Raw genomic sequence first — 13,268 nt, 5'->3', positions numbered from 1 at the left:
GTAAAAATGGATTGAGGAGTTTTTAAGGTTTTAAACTTTAGTTTTTCAAATTGTTTAGGCATTAAGGGTAAAGGAATTTCAAAAGGACAATTTTCAAAATAAGCAAAACGATTCTTGTTTGTATTACAATAGAGAAAATCATAAATAAATTCTAACTTTTCTTGTGCGCTTTGCAAGGATTCTAACTTTTGTTCTATGGCATAAGGAGAAAGGAAGGAATCTTTTTGGTAGGTGAATTTGAAGTCATCTTTGTGGTTTTGCTCTAGCTTTTTTATCTCTTCCTTTGTGGAATCCTTAATCACCGCCCCATTCCAAAAAATACCTTTTCTCGTCTGCTTGGCTGGGATTCCAACATTTGCACTATTGGAATAATAAGTTTTTGTCGCAATCCCCTTTGCGCCCAAAATACTTCCTGAAGCCAAAAAAGTGTTTTTCAATACCCAAGCATATTGCCCTACCCAAATATGGTCGCCTATAAGAATATTTCTTTTACTTGTATTAAGGCATTGATGAGTTTTAAAATCAAAAATTGGGTGATGGTCGCTGCTTTCAAGAACAACTCCCCACGAAAACAAACAATCATCGCCAATAATACAATAGCTCTCACTCGTAATATTCAAAAACATATCGCTAGCACTCTGTCCTAAGGCATTCCCAATATAGCACACGCAATTTGTAAAAATCATAATCCTTCCCCTAAAACAACTTTTACCAATAAACACAAGTGCATTGCTACCTACAAAAGTAATTTGCGCATTCCTAAGGTTTGCCTTTTCACTTAAAAACAAAATATTATTTTTGCCCATAAACTCTATTTTAGAATCCTTGCATTGCAAATCCCCATAAATTACATTGCCATTTTCCGCTTCAAATTTTTGCATTTTACCTCACTTTTGCTCTTCGCGCAAAGATTTCACAATATCCACTTCCCAAAAAAATTCCACCCAATCACTTGCTTCACGCAAAATAAAATCCGGCTTAAACTGCGCTGTTGGCTTATGAAAAATGCACGCGGTTTTAAAATCAATGCTAGAATTAACAGCACTTAAGATACTATAAACTTTCTCCATACTCGTGCCACTATCTACAATCTCATCTACAATCAAAATGCGCTGATTTCCCCCAAGTTCTGGAATATTTGAGATTTGAATCTCTTGTTGCACTTTGTTAAAAAACGAAGAAGCATTGATTGTATAGACACGCCTTAAATCTAATGCGATTCCTAGAAAATGCGCCATTGTCAGCCCACCGCGTGAAATTGCTACAATTCCATCGGGATTGAAATCAATTTTATCTACTAGCTCTTTCATATCCTCCCTAAACATCTCATAACTATAATACTGCATTTTTACTCCTTAATATGTGTGAATTTCATTATACAAACTATCCCGCTCCACAGGCAAAAATCCTGCATTTTTGATTTGTGCAATCAATTCCTCCTTAGCGATTCCATTTGCACTTTTGCTTCCGCTTGCGCTTTGAATTGCCTCGCGTTGAATCGTTCCATCAACATCATCTGCACCAAATTCCTGCGCTAAAATTGCTAAATTCAAGCCCAAAGTCGCCCAATATGCCTTAATATGCGGAATATTTGGCAATAAGATTCTTGCAATCGCAATCGTTTTGAGAATCTCTTGCCCGCTTGGAAACTCTTTTACGCTCAAAAAATTATTTTCTTTTTGATAAACAAGCGGAATAAAGGCATTAAATCCTCCGCTTTCCTCTTGTGCGTGATAAAGACGCAAGAGATGGTCAATCCGATGTTCGCGCGATTCTATATGCCCAAAAAGCATAGTAGCATTAGATTTTTTACCCAAAGAATGCCAAATTTTATGGATTTTTAACCAATCAGTGGAATCCACTTTTCCTTTGCAAATAAAGCTACGCACTTTTTCATCAAAAATCTCTGCACCGCCACCGGGCATAGAATCCACGCCATTTTCTGCCATTAAACTTAAAACTTCCTGATAGGTTTTACCGCTAAGTTGGCTTAAGAAATTCACTTCTGCTGCGGTTAGTGCTTTGAGATGAATCTTTGGAAATTCTGCCTTAAGCGTCCTAAAAAGTTCCAAATACCATTCTAAGTTTAACTTAGGATTGTGCGCCCCTACGATATGCAATTCTAGCGCGCCTGCCTCTATGGAATCTTTGGCAATTCTTAAAACCTGCTCCTTATCCATTGTATAAGTGTTGGGGTTCTTACGATGTGCAGAGAAACCACAAAATTTACAAACATCTGCGCAATCATTTGTTGGATTAATATGGCGGTTGGAATTAAAAAAGACTTTCTTGTCAAAATAATCCTTGCGTATGGAATCCGCCATTTTTCCAAGCGTAAAAATATCCAAATCATAGAGCTTTAAAGCTTCTTTGGGTTCTAAAAATTGCTTTAAATGATTCTGCTTACTCATTATTAACCTTCATTTTATTTATAGATTTTAGTTTGCAAAATTATACAAAAATTGCTTTAACTTTCGTTAGGATTTGCAAAGTTTCTCTCATTAAAATGCCAGAGTTAAAATTGCTTTTATTATCATTTTATCAAGTTTGTGAAATAATTATAATTTTAATTCTTACAAGATTGGGAAACAAATTATGCACCAAACTCGCACTTTTGACTTAAACAATGAAATCTTTTTAGCAGATGATACACTCATTACCTCTAAAACAGATTTGCAGGGTAGAATCACTTACGGCAATCAGGACTTTGTCGCTTTTAGTGGCTTTAGTGAAAAGGAGTTCTTACATAAACCACATAACCTCATTCGCCACCCCTTAATGCCTCGTTGCGCCTTTAAGCTATTGTGGGATTTTTTGGCATTGAAACTTGAATTTTTTGCTTTTGTGTGTAATCTCAACAAACAGGGCAAAACTTATTGGGTTTTTGCAAATATTACCCCTTCTTATAATGAAAAAGGTGAAGTCATTAGCTACTATTCTGTGCGCAGACGCCCGAGCAAAAAGGGAGTGGAAACTTGTTTGGGCATTTATCAAAAACTCTTAGAGATTGAAAAAGAAAATGGAATGGAAGCGGGAGTGCAATTTGTGCTAGATTTCTTAGAGCAAAACAAAATTTCGTGGGACGAGTTGATGATTAACCTGCAAAACGAAGGAAAAGAAGGAGGCTACCGATGAAAATCTTTTTGCTTAGCGGAATCGCAGTCAGTTTGATAGGATTCATCGTAGAGATTATTTTAAAAGGTGTGAGTATTAATCTTGCATTTTTTGCTTTAACCTGTGTTATTTTCGCATTGGCATATTTTAAGTTTAGAAAACGCGAGCAACTCATTCAAACCATACTGCAAGTTTCAAGGCTTTATCAACAAGGTGAATTTGAAGCGCGTGTCCTAAGAGTAGAGGGAGATATAGACCTCTGCACGATTGCCAATACTCTAAACAATGTTGCGGACAACCTAGAAGCTTTTATGCGAGAAATCTCCACTGCAATTAAATGCTCCAATGAGGGCAAATATTTTCGCCTAGCGATTCCACAAGGCTTAAAAGGTGCATTTATCTCAAACATTAACGCCATCAACCACGCCCTTTTGCAAATCAAAGAAAATGCCAAGGACAATATTTCCAATGCGCTTGCAAAGTCGCTAATGGATATGAGTTTAGGCAGTCAAAATGAAAATTTAACCAAAATTTCCTCTGATTTGGACGGCGATATGCAGCAAATGGGAATTGTAGATGAAAATGTTATAAACATTACAACTTCAGCCAAAAATTCTCAACAAGATGTCGCCTCCATTACGCAATCCATTGACAGATTAACAGACATTATCAACGACAATCAAACAATGATAGAAAGCTTCACGCAAAAATCCAAAGACATTAATTCCGTCGTAGAAATCATTGCGGACATCGCCAATCAAACCAACTTACTTGCGCTCAATGCAAGCATTGAAGCAGCGCGTGCAGGAGAACACGGGCGCGGATTCGCTGTCGTAGCCGATGAGGTGCGCAAACTTGCAGAAAAAACGCAAAAAGCAACTAACGATATTTCCATTGTTGTGCAAACAATGCAACAAGAAATCGCAGGAATCCAAGATAATTTTAGCAAAGTATCAGAATTTGCCAACTCTACACATAAGTCTATTACAGACTTTAATGAAATCTTTAGCAGTATGGAATCCACCACACAAACATTGCAACAAGTCTTTAACAAACTCTCAAGCAAGCTCCTTTTAAGTGTGTCCAAGCTAGAACACATTGTGTATAAATCCAATCTTTACTTGAGTTTCAATCTCAAGAAAGAAACATGTAATTTCCAAGAAATCAACCCGATTTCTAAATATTTAGACGATGAACATTCCATTAGCCAAATCGGGAACTTAGACATTACGAGCCTTAATAAAGTCAAAGCAGCCCTGCTAGAAAACACCAATCAAGCCTTAGAAAAACTCAAAAGCCCGCTGACAAAAGAAAATGCCGAAAGCATTGTAAATACTTTTGAAGAAATTGAAGAGGCTTCCAAGCAAACCATTACGCTTCTGGAAGAGCATTAGGAGATTGGATAAGGAATCGCAAGAATTGTTGCGATTCGTGGCAATCTAAACTTGTTTGATTCTCCTTGTGTCCTTGCGAGATTCCAAAATCCCGCAAAAATCAAACTTCATAGCAGAATCTAAAACAAGAAGTTATATCCCATATATACATCAATAGAAGAAGTTTGACTTAAATCAAGTTTTGTTTGAGATTCTGTGCCATTAATATTAACAGAGCTTTTTTCCTCGCCAAAATTCAAACGTCTTGCTTGGATTCCAAACTCCAGCTCACCATTACCCAAAGCATAAATTGCCCCAGCTTTGACACCATAAGTAAATCCCATATAATCAAGAGAACCCATTGCACTATCTGCAATCACGAAACTTCCGCTATCAAATTTTGCCTGCGCCAAACCTGCATTCACTCCCAACAAAGCGCGCCAATCTGTGGTATTTGGAATCTTTGGCGTCCAAGCAAATCCAAGCGTCAAAACTTGATAAGAGAATCCATTTTTTTTCAAATGATGTTCAAAATTCGCCAAGATTCTATGATTTTCGCTCAAAAGATAACCCGCCTGCACACCAAATCCGAATTGCTTCTCGCTCAAACTATGCGTTTGCGATTCATAACCAGCAATATGCAAATCTGCATCAGAATCGGACTTGCTATAACTTCCATAAATTCCCAAAAGACGATTGCGTCTTTCTTCGTAAAGCGGGTGATAAGTGCTTTGGGGAGCGTAATATCCGCCACTTCTTTCGTCATAACCCAGCCCAAATGACATCAAACACACCAACAGCAACAATCCTCGTATCATAAGAAAATCCTTTTAGCTTTTTCATTCTTACTAGCAAAAAGGATTCCACAATTTCACAATAGAATCTTAAAGGCAAGATTCTTGTATTTAGATTGCTTCTGCATTGCTTCGCAATGACGCATTGGGTTGTTGCGAGAACATTTACAAAATTTTCATAGCGTGCAAATGCGCAGCATTTGTGCAAGTTTGGGTGAGTTGCTTCGCAACGCACCACCCGCTTTAGCGCAAATCCATAACTTTTTATCCTGCCATTGAATAATTTTTAGTTGCAAGGAAATCCCAAGCCATTATTATTTTTATACCCTTGTTACAAAATCGCTAAAAATTTCTTTTTCTAAGCCGCCAAAATTGATTTTCAGTCGCGTTGTCTTGCCCTCTTGCCTGACTTCTACTACCCTACCCGCGCCAAGTATCTTGTGCATTACACAATCTCCCTTTGAAAATCCACTTTCACTAAAAGCATTGACAAAACTACGACGAATCGTAGGGGTGAAGCTGTTTTGCTTAAGCTGTTTTACTTCCCCATTATGACCCACTCCGCTTTCGGCTAAAAATTTAGAGGGCGGCAAAGTCGCGCGATTGCCCCTATAAAACCTTGAATCCACAAAACTCAAATAAAGCTCTTTTTTGGCTCTTGTAAAAGCCACATAAGCTAACCGCCGCTCCTCCTCTAGGCTGCTATCCTCTCGTGTCATTGGGAAAAACCCCTCCTCAAGCCCAATCACAAAAACATAATCAAACTCCAATCCCTTGCTAGAATGCACACTCATACACGACACTCCCTCTATACCCTTACTCTCTTGGCGCATTTCCGTATCCTCTTGGTCGCTCCTTAGTGCCAAATCATTCAAAAAATCCTCCAAATTACTTAAGGGATTCTGCTTAAAAAACTCACGATAAACCCCATAAAATTCCTCAATATTGCTTACCCTATCAATTTCCTCGTGGCTTTGCCCCAATGCCTCACAAAGCTTAATTCTCCGCTCAAATTCATCGGGGAAGCTTAAACTCGCCTCTTGGAGATTGTGTTGTAATTCTTGCAATGTGATAAAAAATTCCTTAAGAGTTTTATAAGCCTTTTGGCTCAAAGTATTTTGCACATCTTGCAACCTCTCTGCATTGTCTTGCGATTCCTTAAACAAGCCAAAAATACTTGTATTGTATTTTTGTGTTAAAGTCAATAATTTGTCTATGGTTGTTTTTCCGATTCCGCGTTTGGGTTTATTAAGAATGCGTGTCAGCGAAAAATCATCGTCCAAATTCACTAGCACACGCAAATAACTCAACACATCTTTAATCTCACTTCTTTCATAAAACCGAATCGCGCCAACTAGTACATAAGGAATCTTTTCACGATTAAATCCCTCCTCTAAAGAGCGAGAAAGCGCATTGACGCGGAACAAAACCGCAATTTGCTTAGGTGCGATTCCACGACTTAGCAAACTTTTAAGGATAGTCGCCACTTTGCGCACTTCTGCTTGCTCATCGCTAGAATGCAGAATCTCCACAGGTTTGCCTTTCTCTAAAGTCGTCTTCAATTCTTTTCCCAAACGCTCTTTGTTGTTGGCAATTAGTTGATTTGCTGCCTTTAGAATCGCTTGCGTGGAGCGGTAGTTTTCCTCTAGTTTAATAACTTTTGCGCCTTGAAATTGTTTGCTAAATTGCAAGATATTTTGAATATTTGCCCCACGCCAACTATAAATGCTCTGGTCATCGTCCCCCACCACGCAAAGATTCTGGTGCGTAGAGCAAAGTTGTTTGAGCAATAAATATTGCAAATGATTGGTGTCTTGATATTCATCTACCATAATGTATTGATATTTTTTACTCTCATTTTCTGCAATTTTTGGATTTTTTTGCATAATTTCCAAAGGAAGCAGAAGCAAATCATCAAAATCCACCCTATTTTTTTGCACCAAAAATTCCTGATATTCCTTATAAACTTTGGCAATATGTTCGTAATTTGCATTGTATGCGTTTTTTAAAGCCTCTTGCGGAGTGATTTGAGAGTTTTTATAGCGCGAAATCTCGCTCACTACTAAAGGCAAAGGCGCTAAATCATTATTAAGCTCTTTAATAATACGCTTACTATCCTCACTATCTGCTAAGATAAAATTTGCCTTGCGTCCAAGTTCTGTAATATAAAACTTCAAAAACAACAAACCAAACTTATGAAAAGTGCAAAGCAACGGAGGATGCGTTGAGAGATTATCAATCATACTTAACGCGCGTCGCTGCATTTCTCCTGCGGCTTTATTCGTAAAGGTCAGCGTCAAACAAGATTCCGGTGGAATCCCAACTTCATCAATCAAATAAGCAAGTCGCGTGGTAATCGTTTTGGTCTTGCCACTACCTGCGCCTGCGAGAATCAAAAGCGCACCATCAATCGTTTGGACTGCTTCAAGTTGCGCGCTATTGAGTTGCTTTAAAAAAGAATCTTGCATAAAGCCCCTTGTATTTTGGTGAAAACAAAAAAGAAATTATACCAAGTAAAATCTTTGCATTAAGGAATGTTAAAAAATTATATTAATATAAGAATAAATTATTTTTTGTTAAAATAAAATTCAAGATATTTTAAAAAGGTCTAAAGATGTTGCGTGATTTTACCAAATTACAGACATTTATTGTTGTAGTCCAAGAAAAAAGCTTTTCCAAAGCCTCTGCAAAGCTTGGCATTTCTCAACCTGCTGTAACACAACAAATCAAATTCATTGAAGAATATTACAATACCAAAATTATTATCCGCAAAAAAAATGAGATTCGACTCACGCAGGAGGGCGAGATTTTACTCCTCATTGCGCAAGAAATTCTTAAAAACTTACAAAAATACCAACGCCAAATAATGCAAATCATTCATTATGACGAACCGATTCGTATTGCTTGTTCTCACACAATTGGACATTTTATTTTTCCTAAATGCCTCCCCTCTTTGCAACAAAAAATTTATTCTGACACACATTCCTATGTTTCTACTTCCTTACAAGCCATTAGGGATTTACAAAACAATCTTTGCAATCTTGCTTTAGTGGAATCGTATATTCCCAATGAAGAAATTATTTATCGTGAGTGGCTAGAAGATGAAATGGTTTTGATTAGTAATCAAAGCCTGCCTCCGCGACTTATCCGATGTGAGCAGCTCTACTCTTATACTTGGATAGCATTAGAGACAACAAAACAAGTGATTCCAGAAATTTATAGATACTTAAAAGCCATTAATCTACGCAGGGAACAGCTCAAGATTGGAATGCGTTTTGACAGCCTCAATGAGATTAAGCAATTTATACTAGAAAACAAAGAATCCAAAACGCCTTATATTGCCTTTTTGCCTTATACACAAGTTAAAAACGAGCTACAATCTCACATAATTTTTAGCACCAAAGTCCCGGGCGTGAAACTCAAACGCAAGCTTTATCTTACCTATCTGAAAAAATCCGCAAACCACCCTCTAATCTGTGCCATAGCAGAACATATTATTTTTAACACTAAAGTTTCATTGCATTAATGAGGCTTGCTTTGCATAAAAACATAAATCAATCAACAGACTTTACTTAAAAATTTTTTGATAAAGTTTTGCATTAAGGGAAGAATTGGCTTGTAGCCACTCTTGAATGCTTTGAGGATTGCTATCAAATATCCGCACAAGATTCCAAAAATCCTGCCCGTGATGAGGATAATGCAAATGCGCTAACTCGTGAATCATCACAGAATCAATACAAAAATACGGCATTAATGCCAAGCGCAAACTGAAGCGAATAGATTGGTCTTTGGCTCTACAACAGCCTAATTGACGATAACTTTTGCCATAACAAATAGACTTTGGAAAAAGCTGCATTTTTTGTGAAATTACATTAATACGCAAAGAAATATACGATTCCAAAGCTTTTTGATAAACCATTCTCAAAAGAGATTGAAGCTTTGACCTTACTATCCGATTCATTGGCAAATCCTCTTGCATTACCGCTTGCCATAATCGCATAAGAATCGCACAATCTCCCCCAAAGCCAAAATCTTGCAATCTTTTTTGCAAATAAGATTCTAATTCTCTATCAAGCAAAAACGTTTCAAACTCTACCCACTGCCCAAACAAATAAAATTGATGTAAAGAAATATCCGCTTTTTGTCGCTTGATTGCGTCAAAATGCGTCAAAATCCATTGTAAATTTGTTGCGATAAATTCCTCGCAAGACCTTTGGCTCACATATCTTGGTAAATTCACAATCAAGGTAGAATCCGCGCAGAATCGCATTTTTAAATGTTTAAAATGTCTTTTTTGAACCACCTTCAAAACAAGATTTGGCGGAAAACCAATGGGTAATTTAAGATTCTTTAGCATTAAAGCGGCGCGAAACGATTGTTTGTAGGTGTAAGAATCTCAATATTATATTGCACCTGATTATCCTTGATTCTCTCTTTGAAATATCGTTTTGCACCCGGAAAACTCTTGCGATAAAAATATTCAATCCCAAAAGCCGTAGCATAATTAATCCAATCGTATTCTAAATCCACATCTAGCAATTTTGCTTGCTCCACAAACAAACTATCCAGCGGAGCAATGGAATTAGCAATAAACATATTTTTTCTATCGCGTTCTTGCGTAATAGAAAGCAAGCTTGGATTATAATTTATTTGTGTAGAGTAGATTCCATTGGGGCGAATGCTATTATAAGTCAGCTGCGAAAGAATAATGCTAGAATTTGTAATGGGCGTATTCAAAAAGATTCTTGTGCCTTGTAAAGCTCCCCTTAATGCCTTAATTTCCTTTGGCAATTCAGAACCTTGTTTGAGGCTAAAACTTTTAGAAAGTTGTAAATTTTCATTTGCGGCTTGCGTGTATTGCTGCATTTGCTTGCCAATATTTCCAGAATCATAAAAGCTTGCTGCACGAATATGGGGTTGAATCTCGGATAATTTTTTAATCTGTTCTTCATAGCTAATTCCACCAAAAATAAGAGAAGAGGAATCGTTAGCATTGGACAAAATTTGAGATTTATGCACGCTTGGAATAAAAATAGACAAATCCATACGCATTGACGCAAGATGATTTGCTCCCTCTTGTGTCAAAACCGCAATCACTTGACGATGTCCCTTAGCATATATTTTTTCCAATGCTGCTTGCAAATCCTCCAAAGATTCGCCTTGAGAGTCAAAAACTTCAAAGTTAAAACCTCCCCTTTGAAGCAAAAGATAACTCAAAATCGTATTCATTGTCGTGCTAGAATAGCGTCCAATCGCTTTGCGTGGAAATAGCAAGGCAATGTGAAACAAAGATTTTTGCAAACCCAAAAAATAAGGAATTTCCGAGATTTCAAGCTGTGATAAAAGCTGATTGAGCTGTTCTATCATTTCCTTATTCTGATTGCTTTCATCAATTTTTGCAATAAAAGAAAAAACTTGTTCTTTTTCCAAAAGCTCCTTTAGGCAACTCGTGCTACACTTTTGTGATTCTACATTCAGCACTTCTATATTTGGAAGCGGCAGAGGCGAAAGATATTTACCGCTTGCATTGGCAAAGGGAGGAATCACTAACGCACTAATGATAAGTGCAATCCACAGATTTTTTAAACCTCTTTTAAAGTTGTTTTTTAATTGCATTGTTTCTCTTCCTTTAATAATTCTTTAAGGTGTAAAAACTCCTTGTGCGCATTGATTTTTAATTCTGGCTGCCTTAGGAGTTGGCTTAAGCTAAAAGTTGGAAAAAGTTTTAAATGATTCCATTTTAGCAATTTACCCTGCACATTTCCATAATCACTTCCATCTTGTGTAAGATAAAAATACGCTTCTGCTCCAAGCAAAACAAGGATTGGACTTTGCGCAAATTCAATTTGCTTGAGAAAATATCCCATACACGATTCTATGCAAATTTGTTGGGAATTTTGCGGAATCTCACATTTTAAGAGCGACAAAATAGAAACCTCTCGCAAACTCAAATCAAAGACGCGTTCAATGATATTTTTCAACATTTGCGCACTTTTAGAAGCAAAACGCGACTGCGAATCCAATAAAGGCATAAGTGTGAGAAAAATAAGCTTAGAGTTTTGATGACACAATCCCGCGCTTGGCAAGGAAGTTTTTTGTGCGCACAACTTACAAGATTCTATTAATTGCCTCAAATCACCTTGATTTTGACTTTGGAATCTTTTTTGTGCAGGCACTAAAAATTGCGGATTACAATAATCAAATCCAAAAGATTGCAATAAATAAAGCTTTTTTAGCAATAACGCTTGATGGAGTGTTTGCAAAATATCCCCAAATTTTTAGAAAATAAATAAGAATTATAAGACAAAAAGATTAAAATTCAATAACAATGGAATCTTAAAAGCAAGATTCTTACATTTGGATTGCTTCGTTTCGCTCGCAATGACGAGGTGGTTAGCTTGTCGTCATTGCGTTGCGGAATTTTGAATCACATAAGCCTTTAAGATTTTTTGTTCCTTGATGGGCTTATCTTGCGAATTAGTCGGGGTGTATTCTATTTTACGCAAAGTTTTAAAACTCTCCTCTTTAGAATCCTCACTAATCTCGCCAAAAATCGTGTGCTTGCCATTCAAATGCGGAGTGCGCGTCGTGGTAATAAAAAATTGACTTCCATTCGTATTTTCCCCAGCATTTGCCATTGCCAAAATCCCTGCCCTATCAAACGCATAACCCTTTACAATCTCATCTTCAAAATCTTTTCCCCAAATAGATTCTCCTCCGCTTCCTGTGCCACTTGGGTCGCCTCCTTGAATCATAAATCTACGAATCACGCGATGAAAAATCGTGCCATTATAATAGCCCTCGTTAGTATGCGTAACAAAATTTTCTACCGCTTTGGGTGCAACTTGCGGAAACAAATCTAACACTATCTTGCCTGAAGTAGTCTCCAAAATAACTTGAATCTTTTGTGATTCCATACTTTGCGCATTTTCTTGCGCGCATAAGATTCCTACACACAAAAAACTAAGCAAAAAGTGAATTAACGCTTTCATCTTTATTAATCCTCTTAATCACTTCTGCAAACAAAGGTGCAACGCTCAAAATCTTGATTTTTTCACAAGTTTGTTTCAAAGGAATCGTATCTGTAACAATCACTTCATCAATCTCACTTGCTTGGATTCTCTGATAAGCTGCTCCGCTAAAAACCGCGTGAGTGCCAAGTGCAACCACACTTGTTGCACCTTTTTGCTTAAACGCACTTGCCGCCTTTACCATTGTGCCTGCGGTGTCAATTATATCATCAATCAGTATCACATCTTTGCCCTCCACATTCCCAATCACATTCATTACTTCGCTTTCATTTGCCTTTTCGCGTCGTTTGTCAATAATGACGATGTCCAACCCCAAAAGTTTAGCAAAATATCTTGCGCGCGCTACTCCGCCAATATCTGGACTTGCCACAATAGGATTTTTAAAATTCTTAGAGATAATGTGTTCTTTAAAAACAATAGAACCATAAAGATTATCCACGGGAATATCAAAAAATCCTTGAATCTGTCCCGCGTGCAAATCCATTGCGACAAGTCGCGTAATGCCGGCTCGTTGCAGCAAATCCGCAACCAATTTCGCGCTAATAGGGACGCGGGGGGAAGCTTTGCGGTCTTGTCTTGCATAACCAAAATAAGGCATAATGATATTAATAGATTTTGCCGAACTGCGTTTGAGTGCGTCAATCATAATGAGTAATTCCATTAAATTATCATTCGCGGGAGCGCAAGTGGATTGAATCACAAACACATCTTTCCCTCGCACACTTTCACAAATACGAATCCCAATTTCTCCATCACTAAAGCGCGTTACTTCCGCTTGGGATAGCTCAATATCCAACTCTTTTGCAACGCGTTGAGAAAACTCTGGGTGCGCAGTTCCTGTAAAAATCTTGTAATCTTGCATAAGCTGCCTTTAAAAAAATTTCAAAGCAGATATTATAAACTACAAACTCAAAAATTTTGCTTTTTTGTCCTTGCTTTTTAAAATTTTTGCTAAA

14 protein-coding genes are annotated in these 13,268 nt (G+C 37.3%); 3 read left to right on the top strand and 11 right to left on the bottom strand.

Features of this window, described 5'->3' with window-relative positions:
* The 3 genes from K2N75_RS09105 to mqnE form a co-directional block, all read right to left on the bottom strand.
* The coding region (locus tag K2N75_RS09105; protein ID WP_363318447.1) for a hypothetical protein at positions 1-881 on the bottom strand (881 nt) is incomplete at its 3' end.
* Positions 882-887: 6 nt separating this feature from the next.
* Positions 888-1,346: a phosphoribosyltransferase family protein gene (locus K2N75_RS09100; RefSeq protein ID WP_297680703.1), complete on the bottom strand. Its 459-nt coding sequence runs from the start codon at positions 1,344-1,346 to the stop codon at positions 888-890.
* A gap of 9 nt (positions 1,347-1,355) precedes the next feature.
* On the bottom strand, positions 1,356-2,411 hold the full coding sequence (gene mqnE / locus K2N75_RS09095; RefSeq protein ID WP_297680701.1) for an aminofutalosine synthase MqnE: 1,056 nt from the start codon (positions 2,409-2,411) through the stop codon (positions 1,356-1,358).
* 184 nt (positions 2,412-2,595) lie between these two features.
* Here mqnE and K2N75_RS09090 point away from each other — a divergent pair, with 184 nt between their 5' ends.
* Together K2N75_RS09090 and K2N75_RS09085 are read left to right on the top strand one after the other, a co-directional pair.
* Positions 2,596-3,135, top strand: a complete 540-nt coding sequence (locus tag K2N75_RS09090) for a PAS domain-containing protein (protein ID WP_297680699.1) — start codon at positions 2,596-2,598, stop codon at positions 3,133-3,135.
* A complete protein-coding gene (locus K2N75_RS09085; RefSeq protein WP_297680698.1) occupies positions 3,132-4,508 on the top strand; it encodes a methyl-accepting chemotaxis protein in 1,377 nt (458 codons plus the stop codon). The genes K2N75_RS09090 and K2N75_RS09085 overlap by 4 nt, the downstream gene beginning before the upstream one ends.
* A 119-nt stretch (positions 4,509-4,627) precedes the next feature.
* Here the strand turns inward: K2N75_RS09085 and K2N75_RS09080 are convergent, their stop codons facing one another.
* The 3 genes from K2N75_RS09080 to K2N75_RS09070 all read right to left on the bottom strand — a co-directional run bounded on the left by K2N75_RS09080 (position 4,628) and on the right by K2N75_RS09070 (position 7,749).
* Positions 4,628-5,305, bottom strand: coding sequence for a hypothetical protein (locus tag K2N75_RS09080; protein WP_297680696.1), 678 nt, complete (start codon positions 5,303-5,305; stop codon positions 4,628-4,630).
* Positions 5,250-5,516, bottom strand: a complete 267-nt coding sequence (locus K2N75_RS09075; protein ID WP_297680671.1) for a hypothetical protein — start codon at positions 5,514-5,516, stop codon at positions 5,250-5,252. Before K2N75_RS09075 ends, K2N75_RS09080 begins: the two co-directional genes overlap by 56 nt.
* Before the next feature lie 85 nt (positions 5,517-5,601).
* Positions 5,602-7,749 (bottom strand): UvrD-helicase domain-containing protein, encoded by a 2,148-nt coding sequence (locus K2N75_RS09070; RefSeq protein WP_297680669.1) that lies wholly within the window; start codon positions 7,747-7,749, stop codon positions 5,602-5,604.
* 146 nt (positions 7,750-7,895) lie between these two features.
* Between K2N75_RS09070 and K2N75_RS09065 the strand changes: the two genes are divergently transcribed.
* On the top strand, positions 7,896-8,807 hold the full coding sequence (locus K2N75_RS09065; protein ID WP_297680667.1) for a LysR family transcriptional regulator: 912 nt from the start codon (positions 7,896-7,898) through the stop codon (positions 8,805-8,807).
* A 42-nt stretch (positions 8,808-8,849) separates the two neighbouring features.
* On the opposite strand, the gene K2N75_RS09060 is transcribed toward K2N75_RS09065, so the two are convergent.
* The 5 genes from K2N75_RS09060 to K2N75_RS09040 form a co-directional block, all read right to left on the bottom strand.
* On the bottom strand, positions 8,850-9,638 hold the full coding sequence (locus K2N75_RS09060) for a YgjP-like metallopeptidase domain-containing protein (protein ID WP_297680665.1): 789 nt from the start codon (positions 9,636-9,638) through the stop codon (positions 8,850-8,852).
* Entirely contained in the window at positions 9,638-10,897 is a 1,260-nt protein-coding gene (locus tag K2N75_RS09055) for a hypothetical protein (protein ID WP_297680663.1), read from the bottom strand. Before K2N75_RS09055 ends, K2N75_RS09060 begins: the two co-directional genes overlap by 1 nt.
* Positions 10,888-11,544, bottom strand: a complete 657-nt coding sequence (locus tag K2N75_RS09050; protein WP_297680661.1) for a uracil-DNA glycosylase family protein — start codon at positions 11,542-11,544, stop codon at positions 10,888-10,890. Before K2N75_RS09050 ends, K2N75_RS09055 begins: the two co-directional genes overlap by 10 nt.
* Before the next feature lie 141 nt (positions 11,545-11,685).
* On the bottom strand, positions 11,686-12,273 hold the full coding sequence (locus K2N75_RS09045) for a peptidylprolyl isomerase (protein ID WP_297680659.1): 588 nt from the start codon (positions 12,271-12,273) through the stop codon (positions 11,686-11,688).
* A complete protein-coding gene (locus tag K2N75_RS09040; RefSeq protein ID WP_297680657.1) occupies positions 12,245-13,174 on the bottom strand; it encodes a ribose-phosphate pyrophosphokinase in 930 nt (309 codons plus the stop codon). Before K2N75_RS09040 ends, K2N75_RS09045 begins: the two co-directional genes overlap by 29 nt.
* Between the last annotated feature and the right edge of the window lie 94 nt (positions 13,175-13,268).

The organism is Helicobacter sp. (genome assembly GCF_029067145.1).
Lineage (GTDB): Bacteria > Campylobacterota > Campylobacteria > Campylobacterales > Helicobacteraceae > Helicobacter_D.
Note: the sequence above shows the minus strand (reverse complement) of the source record. Positions and strands in the feature narration are given on the sequence as shown.

Excerpts from the sequence above, each read along its gene's own strand:
- K2N75_RS09085 (WP_297680698.1), top strand. The coding sequence starts at position 3,132 with ATGAAAATCTTTTTGCTTAGCGGAATCGCAGTCAGTTTGATAGGATTC.
- K2N75_RS09045 (WP_297680659.1), bottom strand. The coding sequence starts at position 12,273 with ATGAAAGCGTTAATTCACTTTTTGCTTAGTTTTTTGTGTGTAGGAATC.
- K2N75_RS09040 (WP_297680657.1), bottom strand. The coding sequence starts at position 13,174 with ATGCAAGATTACAAGATTTTTACAGGAACTGCGCACCCAGAGTTTTCT.
- K2N75_RS09070 (WP_297680669.1), bottom strand. The coding sequence starts at position 7,749 with ATGCAAGATTCTTTTTTAAAGCAACTCAATAGCGCGCAACTTGAAGCA.
- K2N75_RS09080 (WP_297680696.1), bottom strand. The coding sequence starts at position 5,305 with ATGATACGAGGATTGTTGCTGTTGGTGTGTTTGATGTCATTTGGGCTG.
- K2N75_RS09065 (WP_297680667.1), top strand. The coding sequence starts at position 7,896 with ATGTTGCGTGATTTTACCAAATTACAGACATTTATTGTTGTAGTCCAA.
- K2N75_RS09100 (WP_297680703.1), bottom strand. The coding sequence starts at position 1,346 with ATGCAGTATTATAGTTATGAGATGTTTAGGGAGGATATGAAAGAGCTA.
- K2N75_RS09055 (WP_297680663.1), bottom strand. The coding sequence starts at position 10,897 with ATGCAATTAAAAAACAACTTTAAAAGAGGTTTAAAAAATCTGTGGATT.
- K2N75_RS09090 (WP_297680699.1), top strand. The coding sequence starts at position 2,596 with ATGCACCAAACTCGCACTTTTGACTTAAACAATGAAATCTTTTTAGCA.
- mqnE (WP_297680701.1), bottom strand. The coding sequence starts at position 2,411 with ATGAGTAAGCAGAATCATTTAAAGCAATTTTTAGAACCCAAAGAAGCT.
- K2N75_RS09060 (WP_297680665.1), bottom strand. The coding sequence starts at position 9,638 with ATGCTAAAGAATCTTAAATTACCCATTGGTTTTCCGCCAAATCTTGTT.